At 72.5% G+C, this 13,748-nt stretch carries 14 protein-coding genes and 1 pseudogene; 9 read left to right on the forward strand and 6 right to left on the reverse strand.

All coding sequences use genetic code 11. The annotated features are described in order from the left end of the window. Window positions 1–40 precede the first annotated feature (40 nt). From ACH4T9_RS22645 to ACH4T9_RS22675, 7 genes are all read left to right on the forward strand, one after another. Window positions 41–1,399 (forward strand): 3-oxoacyl-ACP reductase, encoded by a 1,359-nt coding sequence (locus ACH4T9_RS22645; RefSeq protein ID WP_396671693.1) that lies wholly within the window; start codon window positions 41–43, stop codon window positions 1,397–1,399. Beyond that, a complete protein-coding gene (locus ACH4T9_RS22650; protein WP_396672060.1) occupies window positions 1,399–2,262 on the forward strand; it encodes a MaoC/PaaZ C-terminal domain-containing protein in 864 nt (287 codons plus the stop codon). The genes ACH4T9_RS22645 and ACH4T9_RS22650 overlap by 1 nt, the downstream gene beginning before the upstream one ends. 94 nt (window positions 2,263–2,356) lie before the next feature. Beyond that, on the forward strand, window positions 2,357–3,109 hold the full coding sequence (locus tag ACH4T9_RS22655; protein ID WP_396671694.1) for an NUDIX domain-containing protein: 753 nt from the start codon (window positions 2,357–2,359) through the stop codon (window positions 3,107–3,109). After that, a complete protein-coding gene (locus ACH4T9_RS22660) occupies window positions 3,106–4,080 on the forward strand; it encodes a serine/threonine protein kinase (protein ID WP_396671695.1) in 975 nt (324 codons plus the stop codon). The genes ACH4T9_RS22655 and ACH4T9_RS22660 overlap by 4 nt, the downstream gene beginning before the upstream one ends. Window positions 4,081–4,089: 9 nt before the next feature. Continuing rightward, window positions 4,090–5,055: a hypothetical protein gene (locus tag ACH4T9_RS22665; protein ID WP_396671696.1), complete on the forward strand. Its 966-nt coding sequence runs from the start codon at window positions 4,090–4,092 to the stop codon at window positions 5,053–5,055. Continuing rightward, entirely contained in the window at window positions 5,052–6,290 is a 1,239-nt protein-coding gene (locus ACH4T9_RS22670; RefSeq protein ID WP_396671697.1) for an adenylosuccinate synthetase, read from the forward strand. Before ACH4T9_RS22665 ends, ACH4T9_RS22670 begins: the two co-directional genes overlap by 4 nt. Before the next feature lie 57 nt (window positions 6,291–6,347). Beyond that, window positions 6,348–6,965, forward strand: a complete 618-nt coding sequence (locus tag ACH4T9_RS22675) for a DedA family protein (RefSeq protein ID WP_396672061.1) — start codon at window positions 6,348–6,350, stop codon at window positions 6,963–6,965. A 138-nt stretch (window positions 6,966–7,103) separates the two neighbouring features. On the opposite strand, the gene ACH4T9_RS22680 is transcribed toward ACH4T9_RS22675, so the two are convergent. The 6 genes and pseudogenes from ACH4T9_RS22680 to ACH4T9_RS22705 form a co-directional block, all read right to left on the reverse strand. Then, window positions 7,104–8,036, reverse strand: coding sequence for a SpoIID/LytB domain-containing protein (locus ACH4T9_RS22680; RefSeq protein ID WP_396671698.1), 933 nt, complete (start codon window positions 8,034–8,036; stop codon window positions 7,104–7,106). 82 nt (window positions 8,037–8,118) lie between these two features. Next, the gene (locus ACH4T9_RS22685) at window positions 8,119–8,901 is read right to left on the reverse strand and encodes a peptidase inhibitor family I36 protein (RefSeq protein WP_396671699.1); all 783 of its coding nucleotides are present in this window, start codon (window positions 8,899–8,901) and stop codon (window positions 8,119–8,121) included. A 52-nt stretch (window positions 8,902–8,953) separates the two neighbouring features. Next, a complete protein-coding gene (locus ACH4T9_RS22690) occupies window positions 8,954–9,817 on the reverse strand; it encodes a peptidoglycan-binding protein (protein ID WP_396671700.1) in 864 nt (287 codons plus the stop codon). 261 nt (window positions 9,818–10,078) lie between these two features. Next, window positions 10,079–10,684 (reverse strand): NBR1-Ig-like domain-containing protein, encoded by a 606-nt coding sequence (locus ACH4T9_RS22695; RefSeq protein WP_396672062.1) that lies wholly within the window; start codon window positions 10,682–10,684, stop codon window positions 10,079–10,081. A gap of 198 nt (window positions 10,685–10,882) precedes the next feature. Continuing rightward, window positions 10,883–11,071, reverse strand: a pseudogene (locus ACH4T9_RS22700) (helix-turn-helix domain-containing protein); the annotation flags it as partial. A 267-nt stretch (window positions 11,072–11,338) separates the two neighbouring features. Then, complete coding sequence (locus ACH4T9_RS22705; RefSeq protein ID WP_396671701.1) at window positions 11,339–11,977, reverse strand: TetR/AcrR family transcriptional regulator; 639 nt, start codon at window positions 11,975–11,977, stop codon at window positions 11,339–11,341. Window positions 11,978–12,065: 88 nt separating this feature from the next. On the opposite strand from ACH4T9_RS22705, the gene ACH4T9_RS22710 reads away from it, so the two are divergent. Both ACH4T9_RS22710 and ACH4T9_RS22715 read left to right on the forward strand, forming a co-directional pair. Next, complete coding sequence (locus ACH4T9_RS22710; protein ID WP_396671702.1) at window positions 12,066–12,518, forward strand: SCP2 sterol-binding domain-containing protein; 453 nt, start codon at window positions 12,066–12,068, stop codon at window positions 12,516–12,518. 1 nt (window position 12,519) lies between these two features. Then, window positions 12,520–13,734 (forward strand): acyl-CoA dehydrogenase family protein, encoded by a 1,215-nt coding sequence (locus ACH4T9_RS22715; protein WP_396671703.1) that lies wholly within the window; start codon window positions 12,520–12,522, stop codon window positions 13,732–13,734. Window positions 13,735–13,748 lie beyond the last annotated feature (14 nt).

A 13,748-nucleotide genomic window follows, 5' to 3' on the forward strand; every position in this document is an offset into this window, starting at 1 on the left:
CAGGACTTGCCCACAACCTACTGGCCAGTAGGCTACGCCTATGACCGACAGGTACGCGAGTTTCGTCCGATCGGGGGCCGGCCGCGCGCTGGTCAAGCGCCTCGGGCTGCCCGACCCGCCACGACTGCGCCGGCACGCCCCCGGCGATCCGCTGGTCCCCGGGCCGGTGCTGCTCGGCGCGGCCACCGGCGGCCGGCTCGCCGAGCAGGTCGGCAGGATCATGACCGCCGCCGGGGTCGAGCTGGCCGACCCGGCCGCCGCGCCCGGCCCGGAGCGGCGGCACGCCGCCCTGGTGTACGACGCCACCGGCATCACCGACTCCACCGGCCTGCGCCAGCTCCACGAGTTCTTCCACCCGCAGGCCCGCTCGGTGCTGCCCAGCGGCCGGGTGATCGTGTTGGGCACCCCGCCCCAGGAGTGCGGCTCGCCGCGCGAGGCGACCGCCCAGCGGGCCCTCGAAGGGCTGACCCGCAGCATCGGCAAGGAGTTCGGGCGGGGCGTGACCGCCCAGCTCGTCCACGTCACCCCGGCCGGGGACGCGGGCACGGGCACCGGCCTGGAGGCCACCCTGCGGTTCCTGCTCTCCGGCCGGTCCGCGTACGTCTCCGGGCAGGTGATCCGGATCGGCGCGGGCCAGGCCGAGCCGCCGGCCGACTGGGACCGGCCGTTGGACGGCCAGGTCGTCCTGGTCACCGGGGCGGCCCGGGGCATCGGTGCGGCGCTGGCCCGGGTGCTGGCCCGCGACGGGGCGAAGGTGGTCGCGCTGGACGTCCCGGCCGCCGGGGACGAACTGGCCGCCGTGGCCAACGAGATCGCCGCCACCGCCGTGCAGCTCGACCTGACCGCCCCGGACGCGCCGACCCGGCTCGCCGACCACCTGGCCGGCCGGCACGGGCACGTCGACGTGGTGGTGCACAACGCCGGCATCACCCGGGACAAGACCCTGGGCCGGATGGACGCCGACCGGTGGGACCAGGTGCTCGACGTGAACCTCTCCAGCCAGGAGCGGATCAACGACGTGCTGCTGGAGCGCGGGCTGATCCCGGCCGGCGGGCGGATCGTCTCGGTCTCCTCGATCGCCGGGATCGCCGGCAACCGGGGCCAGACCAACTACGCCACCTCCAAGGCCGGGGTGATCGGCCTGGTGCAGTCGCTCGCCCCGGTGCTGCGCGAGCGCGGGATCAGCGTGAACGCGGTCGCGCCCGGGTTCATCGAGACCCGGCTGACCGCCCGGATCCCGCTGGTGATCCGGGAGGCGGGCCGCCGGATGAACAGCATGTCCCAGGGCGGCCTGCCGGTGGACGTGGCCGAGACGATCGGCTGGCTGGCCTGGCCGGCCAGCGGCGCGGTCAGCGGCAACATTGTCCGGGTCTGCGGCCAGAGTCTGCTGGGGGCGTGATGGCCAGGACGGTCGTGGAACTGCCCCGGTTGCCGCAGGCCGGCCCGCTGTACCGGCGGGCCCTGCTCGGGGCCCTGCCCGGGACCGGCCGCCGGCGCGGTGACGTGCTGCCCGGGGCCGAGCTGACCGTTGCCGGGGTCGCCGTCGACCGGGCGCACCTGGCCGACTACGACCGGGTCTGCGGGTTCCGGCTGACCGACCGGCTGCCGGCGACGTACCCGCACGTCATGGGCTTTCCGCTGGCGCTGCGGCTGATGACCGCGCCGGAGTTCCCGATGCCGCTGGTCGGCCTGGTGCACGTGGCCAACCGGATCACCGTGCACCGGCCCGTCGGGTCCGGCGAGACGCTGGGCCTCCGGGCGTACGCCGAGGATCTGCGCCCGCACGACCGGGGCCGGCAGGTCGACGTGGTGCTCGTCGGGTCGGTCGGCGGGGAGGAGGTGTGGCGGGGCGTCTCGACGTACCTCGGCAGGGAGCGCACGGCCGGCGGCGGCGAGCGGCGCGATCGGGGCGAGCGACCCCCGGCGCCGGCCGCCACCGCGCACTGGCGGGTGACGCCCCGGGTGGGCACCGACTACGCCCGGGTCTCCGGCGACCACAACCCGATCCACACCTCCCGGCTCGGGGCGCGGCTGTTCGGGTTCCCGCGCCCGATCGCGCACGGCATGTGGAGCAAGGCGCGCTGCCTGGCCGCCCTGGAGAGCCGGCTGCCGGACGCGTACACGGTCGACGTGGCGTTCAAGCTGCCGGTGCCGCTGCCGTCCACGGTGGCCCTCACCGCCACCGCCGACGGCGCGGCCTGGGCGTTCGCGCTGCACGACGCGCGTTCCGGCCGCCCACACCTGGCGGGCGCCGTCCGCTGACCGTCCACCCCTGCCGAGCGGGGGGCTTGCCGTTCACTCTTTCGTGGGCTAAGTTGTTCTCACATTGAGTTGTTCTCAGAGTGAGAGAGAAGACGTGAACGAGCAGGAGTTCCTTGCCGCCTACGACCCGCGGGACCATCCGGCCGTCGCCGTGACCGTGGACGTGGTCGCGCTGACCATTCGCGAGGGCGCGCTGCACCTGCTGCTCGTCCGCCGGGGCGCGCCGCCGTTCGAGGGCCACTGGGCGCTGCCCGGCGGCTTCGTCCAACCCGACGAGGACCTGACCGCCGGGGCCCGCCGCGAGCTGGCCGAGGAGACCGGGCTCGGCGGCGAGCGGCTGCGCCGGATCCACCTGGAGCAGCTCGCCAGCTACGGCGCCCCCGACCGGGACCCCCGGATGCGGGTCGTCTCGGTGGCCCACCTCGCGTTCGCCCCCGACCTGCCGGACCCGGCCGCCGGCAGCGACGTCGACGAGGCGCTCTGGCTGCCGGTCAGCGCGCTGGCCAGCCGGCAGCTCGCCTTCGACCACGCCCGGGTCATCGAGGACGGGCTGGAACGGGCGCGGTCCAAGCTGGAGTACACCCCGCTGGCCACCCGCTTCCTGGACTCCGAGTTCACCGTCACCGAGCTGCGCGCCGTCTACGAGACGGTCTGGGGGCACCCGCTGCACCCGGGCAACTTCCACCGCAAGGTGCTCTCCGTGCCGGGCTTCGTGGAGGGCACCGGCGCCAGCACCGAGCGCGGCGGCACCCGCGGCGGCCCGCGCGCCAAGCTCTACCGCGCCGGCGACGCCCGGCTGCTGCACCCGGCGCTGCTGCGCCCGGCCCGGGAGGAGACGGTGCGATGAGGACCGACGAGGCCATCCGGCTGGTAGCGACGGCCCGCACCGACGCCGACCTGTTCGGCGCCGACGCGCCGGCACACCGGTACCGCGAGCTGGTCGCGGCCCTGCACCCCGATCGGCTGGGCGCGCTCGACGAGGCGGTACGCGCCGAGGCCACCGACGCGTTCGTGCGGGTCACCACCCGCTGGCGGGCCAGCCAGGTGTTCGTCCTCGGGGCGTACCGGCTCGGCCCGCTCGCCCACACCGGCGACCTGGCCGACCTGTACGACGTCGGGGCGGACCGGCTGCTCAAGCTGCCCCGCAACCCCACCGACAACGACCTGATGGCCCGCGAGGCGCACGCCCTGCGCACCGTCGAGGAACGGGGCGACCCGCGCTACCTGCCGTACGTGCCCCGGCTCGTCGGCTCCTTCCAGCACCGGGACGCGGTGACCGGCGCGCAGCGACAGATCAGCGTGCTGGCCACCGCGCCCGGCCTGCGCAGTCTGGACGAGGTGCGCCGGGCGTACCCGGACGGGCTGGACGCCCGGGACGCGGCCTGGATGTGGCGGCGGCTGCTGGTCGCCCTCGGCCTGGCCCACCGGGCCGGCGTGGTGCACGGTGCGGTGCTGCCCCGGCACGTGCTGATCGACCCCGACGGGCACGGCGTGGTGCTCGTGGACTGGTGCTTCTCGGTGGTCGGCGAGGGCGCGGTCCCGGCGCTGGTGCCCGGCCACGAGGACTGGTACCCGCCCGAGGTCGCCGCGAAGCGGCCCTGCGGGCCGGGCACCGACCTGGCGATGGCCGCCCGCTGCATGACCTGGCTGATGGGCGACCGCGCCCCGCGCGAGCTGCGCGCCTTTGCCGACGGCTGCCGCCGCCCGGCCCTGAACTCCCGGCCCGACGACGCCTGGCGACTGCTCGGCGAGCTGGACGAGGTGCTGGAGCGGCTCTACGGGCCGCGCACCTTCCGACCCTTCACCCTCAACCCCTAGGAGCCTGCCATGGGCAGTGGAATGTGGTCCACCGACGTGTACGACGCCGCCGACCGATACCGCCGGACCACCGGCAAGAGCGCGTTCTCCTACAGCGACAGCGGGGCGCGCACCGTGCACCCCGCCCTCGACCCGCGCGGTGCGATGCGGGAGAGCCGCGACTCGACCGAGCACCCACAGTCGACGGCCATCTCGGTGCTGTTCGACGTGACCGGCTCGATGAGAAACGTGCCCCGCACTCTCCAGACCAAGCTGCCGCAGCTGCTCGGGCTGCTGCTGCGCCAGGGGTACGCCCGCGACCCGCAGATCATGTTCGGCGCGATCGGCGACGCCACCTGCGACCGGGTGCCGTTGCAGATCGGCCAGTTCGAGTCGGACAACCGGATGGACGACGACCTCGGCCGGATCGTGCTGGAGGGCGGCGGTGGCGGCCAGATGACGGAGTCGTACGAGCTGGCCATGTACTACATGGCCCGGCACACGGTGACCGACTGCTGGGAGAAGCGGGGCCGGCGCGGCTACCTGTTCGTCATCGGCGACGAGCTGGCCTACCCCAGGGTCGACCGGCGGCAGGTGAGCCGCCTGATCGGCGACGACCTGGGCGAGGACGTGCCGCTGCGGCAGATCGTCGACGAGGTGACCCGCCGCTGGGACACGTACTACCTGCTCCCCGCCGGCAGCCACTACGCCGGCAACTCCAAGGTGCTGGACTTCTGGCGCGACCTGCTGGGGCAGAACGCCGTCGTGCTGGACGACCTGGACGCGGTCTGCGAGACCATCGCGCTGACCGTCGGCCTCGGCGAGCAGGCCGTCGACCTGGACCAGGGCCTGGCTGACCTGAAGCGGGCCGGCTCGACGGCCACCGGCACGGTGTCCAAGGCGCTGGCCCGGCTCCGCGGCGGCCCGAGGGACCAGGTGTGCGCGTTGCCGACCCCGTCGGCGCCGCCGTCGACCCGGGGGGTCACCCGGCTGTGAACCACGTGGCAGTGGTCGACCTCGGCTACGGCGACGCCGGCAAGGGCACCGTCGTGGACTGGCTGTGCGAGACGCGGCCGGTCCACACGGTGGTCCGCTTCAACGGGGGCGCGCAGGCGGCGCACAACGTCGTCCTGCGCGACGGTCGGCACCACACGTTCGCGCAGTTCGGGGCGGGAACGTTCCGCCCCGGGGTGCGGACCCACCTGGCGCGGCACGTGGTGGTGGACCCGCTGGCCCTGGCCGCCGAGGCCGACCACCTCGCCTCGGTGGGGGTGCCCGACGCGCTCGACCGGCTCACGGTCGACGGGGAGGCGCTGCTGGCGACCCCGTACCACCGGGCCGCGAACCGGGCCCGGGAACTGGCCCGGGGTGCCGACCGGCACGGCTCCTGCGGGCTGGGGGTGGGCGAGACCGTCGCGTACGGCCTCGCCCACCCCGACTCCGCGCCTCGGGTGGCGGACTGCCGCACCCCGGCTGTGCTGCGCCGACGGCTCGCCGCGCTACGGGACCGGCTGACCGCCGAACTCGGCCCGCTGGACGCCCCGCCGGTGGAGGACTGCCTGCCCGCGTTCAGCGGGTTCGCCGAACGGGTGGCGATCGTCGACCGGGCGTACCTGGCCGGGGTGCTGCGCGCCGGGACCTGCGTCTTCGAAGGGGCGCAGGGGGTGCTGCTCGACGAGTGGCACGGCTTCCACCCGTACACGACGTGGAGCACCACCACGTTCGCCAACGTCGAGACCCTGCTCGCCGAGGCGGGCCAGCCCGGCGGGGCCGAGCGGCTGGGCGTGCTGCGGATCGCGACCACCCGGCACGGCCCCGGTCCACTGGTCACCGAGGATCCGGCGCTGCCGCTGGCCGACCCGCGCAACCCGACCAACCCGTGGCAGGGGCGGTTCCGGTTCGGCCACTTCGACGCGGTCGCCCACCGGTACGCCCTGGCGGTGGCCGGCGGGGTCGACGGCCTCGCGCTCACCCACCTCGACCTGGCCGACCGGGGGCTGCGGATCTGCCGCCGCTACGACATCGCCGACCGGCTGGAGCCCGGCCCGCCCGGCGACCTGGACCGCCAGGCCGCGCTCACCGCCCGCCTGCTGGCGGCCCGCCCGGTGTACGACGACGGCCCGCCGGCCGACTGGCCCTCGGCGGTGCAGGAGGCGCTCGACGTCCCGGTGGTGCTCACCTCCCACTCGCCCACCGCCGAGGGCAAGACGGTAAGGAGTGGCACCCTTTAATGCCTTTTGTGCAGGAAGAGCCCCTTCCTGACACTCGATCGGCAGAGCATGAAGGGCATGCAGTCGGTGCTCGACCTGCTCCACGACACGGTCGCCTCGCCGTGGGTCTATCTGGTGATCTTCCTGGTCACCGCGGTGGACGCCGTCTTCCCGGCGGTCCCCGGCGAGACGGTCGTGGTCACCGCCGGGGTCTTCGCGGCGGCCGGGCAGCCCGACCTGACCGCAGTGATCGTGGTGGCGGCGGTCGGCGCGCTGACCGGCGACAACCTGTCGTACGCCATCGGCCGGGGCGGCGGCGCGCGCCGGCTCACCCGGCTGCCAGCGGAGAGCCGCCGACGGGCCGGATCGGAGTGGGCCCGCCGGGCGGTGGACCGGCGCGGCGGCATCATCCTCATGACCGCCCGGTACGTGCCCGGCGGGCGTACGGCCGTGACCCTCACGATGGGCGCCGTGCGGTACCCGCTGCGGGCGTTCCTGCTCTTCGACACCCTGGCCGCCAGCTCCTGGGCGGTCTACTGCGGGCTGCTCGGCTACTTCGGCGGGCTGGCCTTCGAGCGGAATCCCGTCGCGGGCCTGCTGGCGGGCGTCGGGCTGTCGGTCGCGATCACCGGGCTGCTGGAGGCGATCCGCCGGCTGCGGGGCCGCGCCCAGCGCCGCGCCGCCGGCCGGAGTTGAGCAACAACGGTGGCCCGGCGGTAACGGTCGGCCGACGTGGGGCAGCCGGGCGAGCACGGGTGGCACCGTAACGTGCCGCAGCCACGAGCGCGCCGCCCGTCGCGGATCTGCGGCGGGCGGCGCGGTTCGGGCGTGACGTCAGGAAACAACCACGTTGCTGTAGTAGTAGCGCAGAATCGTCTGGTAGTTGTTGCCCGCGTTCGCGAGATCACGCGAGCCGTACTGCGACATCCAGTCCCCGGTCACCCAGCCACCGCACGCGGTCGTGGTCGCGCAGTAGTGTGCCCGCAGGATGTTGCCGTTCCGGGTCATCCGGGTCGACCAGGTGCTGTCCACCGCGGAGGACGTCGACGTCTGCGCCGACGACGGCCGGTAGACCTGGTCGGCGGTGTCGTCACGGACGTCGTAGCACTGTCCGCCGGGGGTCTTCCGGGTCGAGTGCAGCGCCCAGTACCAGCCGTAGCTCTTGACGGCTACGGCACCAGCCTGCAGCGAGGCGCCCGGCCAGCTCGTCACCCACTCGTTCGGGAGGACGTTCTTGACGTACGTCTTGAAGTCGACCCGGTCGACTCGCCCGAGACCGACCCGGTAGACGAGGATGGTGCTCGGCAGCTTGCTGTTGGTGCCGTCGGTGGTGCAGCCCGTCGGCCCGCCCGTGCCCAGCAGCTCGTGCGAGGCGTTGTTGTTCTTCAGCGTGGCGTTGAGGTTGCCCTCCGCCCCGGCCGCGAAGTCCTGGCTCGCACCGGCGAAGTCGCTGTTGAAGTAGACCCGCACAGTCTTGCCCGTGCGGTTCCACACCGACGCGGCGTTGTTCTTCACGCACACGCCCTGCCCGTTGCCCGCACCCTTGAACTCGTAGCACGACGGCTGGGTCGTGCCGTAGTCCCCGAGCGAATCAGTGAAATCCGAGATCGAACCAGCCTGGTCGCTGTTGTAGTAGTAGCAGAACTCGCCGCTGTCGCAGGCCCCGTCGCGGCCGGCGGCGGACGCCGCGCCCGGTGCCACCGCGACGCCGGCGAGCGCCACCACCAGGACGGCCAGAATGCCCGGAACTCTTCTCAGGATGGTCATTCGCGTCCGCCGATCAGAAGTGGAGCGGGTGCTGGAAGTTGGCCTGGGCGCTGTTCAGGTGCAGGTGCGAGCGCATGCCGGGTCACCAGCCGCTCGGGACGTAGGCCCAGCCCAGGTAGTCGGACCGGCTCCGGAACGAGTTGGTCTGGTAAACGGTCGGTCCGGTGCTGATGGCGCTGTTGCCGCCGATCGAGAGCATGACGTGCCCGGCGTACGTGGTGGACGTGAAGAAGACGGCCGTTCCGGCAGGCGGCACCGAGCCGGTGTGAATACGCCCGTTGCTCTTCTGCCAGTTGTAGTGCGTGAGCGCCGTGGCGAACCGGCCGCTGGTGCCGAACGCCCGCTCGACGAACAGCTCGCACTGGTTGTTCCAGTCGGTGTGCCCGAGCCGCGCCCTCGCGAACGCGACAGCCTCGGACGCGCGCGGGTCGGCCGGGTAGGTGCCGCCGCCGGAGCCGACGATGTCGTGCGAGGCGTTGTTGTTCTTCAGCGTGGCGTTGAGGTTGCCCTTCGCCCCGGCCGCGAAGTCCTGGCTCGCACCGGCGAAGTTGCTGTTGAAGTAGACCCGCACGGTCGTGCTCGTGCGGTTCCACACCGACGCGGCGTTGTTCTTCACGCACACGCCCTGGCCGTTGCCCGCGCCCTTGAACTCGTAGCACGACGGCTGGGTCGTGCCGTAGTCGCCGAGCGACCCGGTGAAGTCCGAGACCGAGCCGGCCTCGTCACTGTTGTAGTAGTAGCAGAACTCGCCGCTGTCGCAGACCCCGTCCCGGGCCGCCGCCGACGCCGGCGAGGCGACGCTGAGGATGGAGGTGGTCATGGCGAGCGCGGCGCCGACGACGGCGAGACTCTTGCGGATGATCATGGTGTCCTCTCATGGCAGTGAGCGATGGTTGGTGGATCGGGCCGGATGCGGGTCACTGCCCGCGCTGGTACTGCTCCCAGGTTTTGATCGGAATCCGGGGGCCGTCGTCCGGGCCACGGTTGGCCAGGCCGTTCATGCCGAGGTAGTAGTCGCCGGCCTGGTGCTGCGCCTGGCTGGACAGGTCCGTGTCGTTGATCGCCACGGCGTGGATGTGCCACGGCCAGTCACCCTGACTCGGGTTACGGACCCAGGCTGCGAAGCCGACCTGGCGTAGAGCCCGGACGGCGGCGGTACGCGTGGCCGCGGTCATGCCGGTGACCGCGATGTCCACCACACCCCCGCCGTCGTGCGTACCGGCCGAGGTCGGGTCGCCCCCGGGGTTGTACGAGCCCTGCTCGAGCACCAGGGTGTGACCGAGCAGACGCTGCGCCTCGGCCAGCATCGCCTGAGTACGGGCGTCGACGACGTACCCGTCACGCTGGACCTTCGCGCCCGGGCCGATCGTGTTGCCGACGGTGTACCGGTTCCGGCCGAGCTTCGTCAGCGACGTCGTGCCGGGCAACCCGTTCGCGGCCAGGCCGGTGTATCCGAGCGAGCGCTGGTAGGCCGCGTACGCCGAGATGGTCTCGGTGCCGAAGTAACCGTCAACCCACTGCGCGTTGAGCAGGTTCTGGGCCTGGAGCGCCTGCTCGACGGCGAGCACGGAGCTCTTCGCGCCCGGGGTCAGCGTGTCGTCGTCACGGCGGGGGTCGATCTGGGCGGCCAGGACGGTGGCCTCCATGTCCACGACGGACCGCCCGGCCACGGTGACGGTCCGCTGCGCTGTGGCGTCGGATGTCGCGGCCCGTGCATGGGCCGGGACGCCGACGGCCACGCAGAGCGTGGCGAGCCCGACGGCTAACCAGGGACGGTGCATTGTCAATCCTCCTCGTAGGTGATGAGTCGCTCGGAACGAACATCACTCTGCGAGAAGGGGCCTGCTGTTCGGTACCCCGCTGTCCTGTCAGATCCGTACGGCCGTCATCGACCTGGGCAAATTCGCTGTTGTCAGCTTGGGTGGCACCCGGGACTTACATCGAACATTCGCGCTCTGACACCGGTCGGGGCGAGCCGGGACCCGGGAAATCGACCGGGGCGGCGGCTCGGCGGGCTTGACCGCGGCTGCCGCCGGACGCAGTCAGGCGGTGACGGTGACCATGAAGTAAATCGGCCGGCGGCTGGGAAAGTAGGCCCGCCCGTGCTCGTCGACGATCTTCCAGCTGACCCAGCACTTCCCGGGGCGGCTCGGCGCGATGACCGGAACACTGATCATCACCTGCTCGCCGGGCGGCGTGTCGCCGATCGCCACCCGATCCGGCACCTGGCAACCGTCATCGTCACCGGTGGGGTTCATCCGCGCCAGGAAGCGTTTGTGCCAATCGACCGATCCCACGTTCGCGAGCGCCCACACCTTCACGAAGCGGGCGTTCACCTTCACCCGCGTACCGTCGGGGATGGTGACGTCGGCGACGAACTGGCTCGAGTCCCCGGGAATCAGCGCGTCCGAGAACCCTGCCGATGACGGCGACGCCGCCACGGCGCCGGGGCCGTCCGGGGACGACAGGCCGCGGACGGTGACGCCCAGGACGGCGACCACCGCCACCGCCACCACGACGGCGAGCCACCGCAACCGGTGCCGTCGCACACCCGTGACCTCGTCCTCCGCCGCCTGCGGGTGCTCCACGGCCCGCAGCGCGCGTTGGCCCACCGGCACGAGGTCCGAAGACGCGGCGACGCCGGACACGGCGGGCCTACCGGCCGCCGGAGTGTCCACGGCGTGGGACGTCTCGGCGGCCACGACGCCGGACGTCACCGCGTCCAGGGTGCCCCGGGTTTCGACTGCGGCCGAGGAATCGGTGCTGACCGCCATCAGGTCGCCGTCCGGGACGGAGTGTCCCGTCCCCGGGCTCTGAGCGTCCTCCCATCGGCGCCGCCACTGGACCTCGTCCGCCCCGCAGGCCCGGACGAACTCGCGCGTGGTCTCCCACGAGGGAAACCTGGTCCCGGCGGCAGCCTCGTGCAGCGTCGTGTGCGAGATGCGGCCCGACCGCCCAGCCATTTTCCGGAATGACGGGTTGCCCACGCTGGTCCGCAGTGTTCGCAACTGATGGGCGAACCTCTCGGCGGCCATGCCGTCCTGAATCGACTCGGCGGCAGCACGCTGGTCTTCCACTCGTCCCCCATGTCAGACGCCGTCGTCAGGTGTTGTCAGAACGGTGTGAGAGGTACCGAACGGGCCTCGACGGCCATCATTGTCATGGATGACGATACCGGGCGCGACGGTCCCGGTACATTGATGTAGGTCAAAGACGAAGGGTCTTTCCCGACGTAGTGTGCGCATCCTCGTGGCCGCCGGGCTGGCTGCGCCTGCGGCGCCCGCCGACGGTTTCCCGCCGGGCTACTGCTGCGGCGGACGCCAGGTGCTGCCGCGCAGAAGCTGGTCGGCGCCGAGCCAGGCGACGTTCATCATCCGGGTGGCGGTCTTCTCCGGGTCGGCCTCCGGGTGGTCGGCGAGCCAGTCGGCCAGCGACTCGCTCGCGCCGACCAGGGCGTACGCGACGACCTCCAGGTCTGTTGCGCTCACCTCGCGCCCCCGGGCGCGCAGCGCGTGGTCGAGCATCCCGGCGACCACCTCGACGAGCCGGGCCCGCATGGCGGCCAGTTCCCCGGCGAACGGCTGCGAGCCCCGGGCCTGCCGGTAGAGCACCGCCCAGCCGTCCCGGTGCGCCCCGACGAAGCCGAAGAACGCCCGCAGCCCGCGCCAGAGCCGCTCGTCGGCGTCCAGATCGGGGGCGGCGGCCCCGGCGATTGCCTCCGTCATCCGGGTGCCCTCGCGGTGCAGGCAGGCGACGAAGAGCTCCTCCTTGGTGCCGAGGTATGCGTAGACCATGGGCTTGGAGATGCCGGCGGCCTCGGCGATCTCGTCCATGCTGGCCGCGTGGAAGCCGCGCCGGGAGAAGACCCGGACGGCCGCGTCGAGCATCTGCTGCTCGCGTACGGCCCGGGGCAGGCGCTTGAAGGTGGGGGTGCTGGACACCTTGCGAGCATACCTACTCATGCGTAAGGTTACGCTTGAGTAACCACACTTGAGTAACCATATTCACCGCCCGAGAGGTGCATCTCCCATGACCGACTTCGACCCGGCAAACTTCGCCAACTACGGCCCGAAGGAGTTCGCCCAGCTGGTCAAGTCCACCCCCGACGACAAGATCGCCGAGGTGATGTCCGGCGACCTGCGCGGCAAGGTTCTGAGCGAGGTCTTCGGCCGGATGCCCTCGCTGTTCCGCGCCGACCGGGCCGGCGCCACCAACGCGGTGATCCACTGGAACATCACCGGCCGCCCCGACGGTGGCACCGACACGTACGAGATCGCCATCGCCGACGGCGCCTGCGTGGTCAACGAGACCCCGCAGCACGACCCGAAGCTGAGCCTCACCATGGGCCCGGTCGAGTTCCTGAAGATCGTCTCCGGCGGGGCCAACCCGGTCATGATGTTCATGACGGGCAAGCTGAAGGCCAAGGGCGACCTGGGCCTGGCCGCCAACATCGCCAACCTGTTCGACATCCCCAAGGGCTGACATGGCCGAGTTCTCGCTCGACCTGAACGAGGAACAGCGGGACCTGCGGGACTGGGTGCACGGCTTCGCCGCCGAGGTCGTGCGCCCGGCCGCCGCCGAGTGGGACGAACGGGAAGAGACCCCCTGGCCCGTCATCCAGGAGGCGGCGAAAGTCGGCCTGTACGGCTTCGAGTTCCTCGCCACCTGCTGGGCCGACCCCACCGGCCTGTCCCTCCCGATCGCCAGCGAGGAGCTCTTCTGGGGCGACGCCGGCATCGGCCTGGGCATCTTCGGCACCTCCCTCGCGGTGGCCGCCATCTACGGCGCGGGCACCCCCGACCAGCTCGTCGAGTGGGTCCCGCAGTGCTTCGGCGACGTCGACTCACCCGCCGTCGCGGCGTTCTGCACCACCGAGCCGGAGGCCGGCTCCGACGTCGGCGCGATGCGCACCCGGGCCGTCTACGACGAGGCCACCGACGAGTGGGTGCTGCGCGGGCAGAAGGCGTACGCCACCAACGGTGGGATCGCCGGGGTGCATGTCGTCACCGCCTCGATCGACCCGACGCTCGGCTCGCGCGGCCAGGCCGCGTTCGTCGTACCGCCGGGCACCGCCGGGTTGAGCGCCACCCGGAAGCTGCGCAAGCTGGGGCTGCGCGCCTCGCACACGGCGGACGTCTTCCTCGACGACGTCCGGGTGCCGGGCAGCTGCCTGCTCGGCGGGCGGGAGGCCCTCCTGGAGCGGCTCGCCCGGGCCCGCTCCGGCCAGCGCGCCTCCGGCCAGGCCGCGATGCGCACCTTCGAGCTGTCCCGGCCGACCGTCGGCGCGCAGGCGCTCGGCGTGGCCCGGGCCGCCTACGAATACGCCCTCGACTATGCGAAGGACCGGGTCCAGTTCGGTCGGCCGATCATCGAGAACCAGGCCGTCGCGTTCGCGCTGGCCGACATGAGGATGGAGATCGACGCGGCCCGGCTGCTGGTCTGGCGGGCGTCCTGGATGGGTCGCAACAACCGCCCGTTCACCGCCGGCGAGGGCTCGATGTCCAAGCTCAAGGCCGGCGAGGTGGCCGTCTCGGTCACCGAGAAGGCGGTCCAGTTGCTCGGCGGGGCCGGCTTCCTGCGGGACCACCCGGTCGAGCGCTGGTACCGGGACGCGAAGATCTACACCATCTTCGAGGGCACCTCGGAGATCCAGCGGCTGGTCATCTCCCGGGCCATCTCCGGCGTGCACATCCGCTGACCGCCGCCGGAGCG

The organism is Micromonospora sp. NPDC020750, assembly GCF_044334565.1.
Classification (GTDB): Bacteria; Actinomycetota; Actinomycetes; order Mycobacteriales; family Micromonosporaceae; genus Micromonospora.

Excerpts from the sequence above, each read along its gene's own strand:
- ACH4T9_RS22645 (WP_396671693.1), top strand. The coding sequence starts at position 41 with ATGACCGACAGGTACGCGAGTTTCGTCCGATCGGGGGCCGGCCGCGCG.
- ACH4T9_RS22650 (WP_396672060.1), top strand. The coding sequence starts at position 1,399 with ATGGCCAGGACGGTCGTGGAACTGCCCCGGTTGCCGCAGGCCGGCCCG.
- ACH4T9_RS22660 (WP_396671695.1), top strand. The coding sequence starts at position 3,106 with ATGAGGACCGACGAGGCCATCCGGCTGGTAGCGACGGCCCGCACCGAC.
- ACH4T9_RS22665 (WP_396671696.1), top strand. The coding sequence starts at position 4,090 with ATGGGCAGTGGAATGTGGTCCACCGACGTGTACGACGCCGCCGACCGA.
- ACH4T9_RS22675 (WP_396672061.1), top strand. The coding sequence starts at position 6,348 with ATGCAGTCGGTGCTCGACCTGCTCCACGACACGGTCGCCTCGCCGTGG.
- ACH4T9_RS22680 (WP_396671698.1), bottom strand. The coding sequence starts at position 8,036 with ATGACCATCCTGAGAAGAGTTCCGGGCATTCTGGCCGTCCTGGTGGTG.
- ACH4T9_RS22685 (WP_396671699.1), bottom strand. The coding sequence starts at position 8,901 with ATGATCATCCGCAAGAGTCTCGCCGTCGTCGGCGCCGCGCTCGCCATG.
- ACH4T9_RS22690 (WP_396671700.1), bottom strand. The coding sequence starts at position 9,817 with ATGCACCGTCCCTGGTTAGCCGTCGGGCTCGCCACGCTCTGCGTGGCC.
- ACH4T9_RS22710 (WP_396671702.1), top strand. The coding sequence starts at position 12,066 with ATGACCGACTTCGACCCGGCAAACTTCGCCAACTACGGCCCGAAGGAG.
- ACH4T9_RS22715 (WP_396671703.1), top strand. The coding sequence starts at position 12,520 with ATGGCCGAGTTCTCGCTCGACCTGAACGAGGAACAGCGGGACCTGCGG.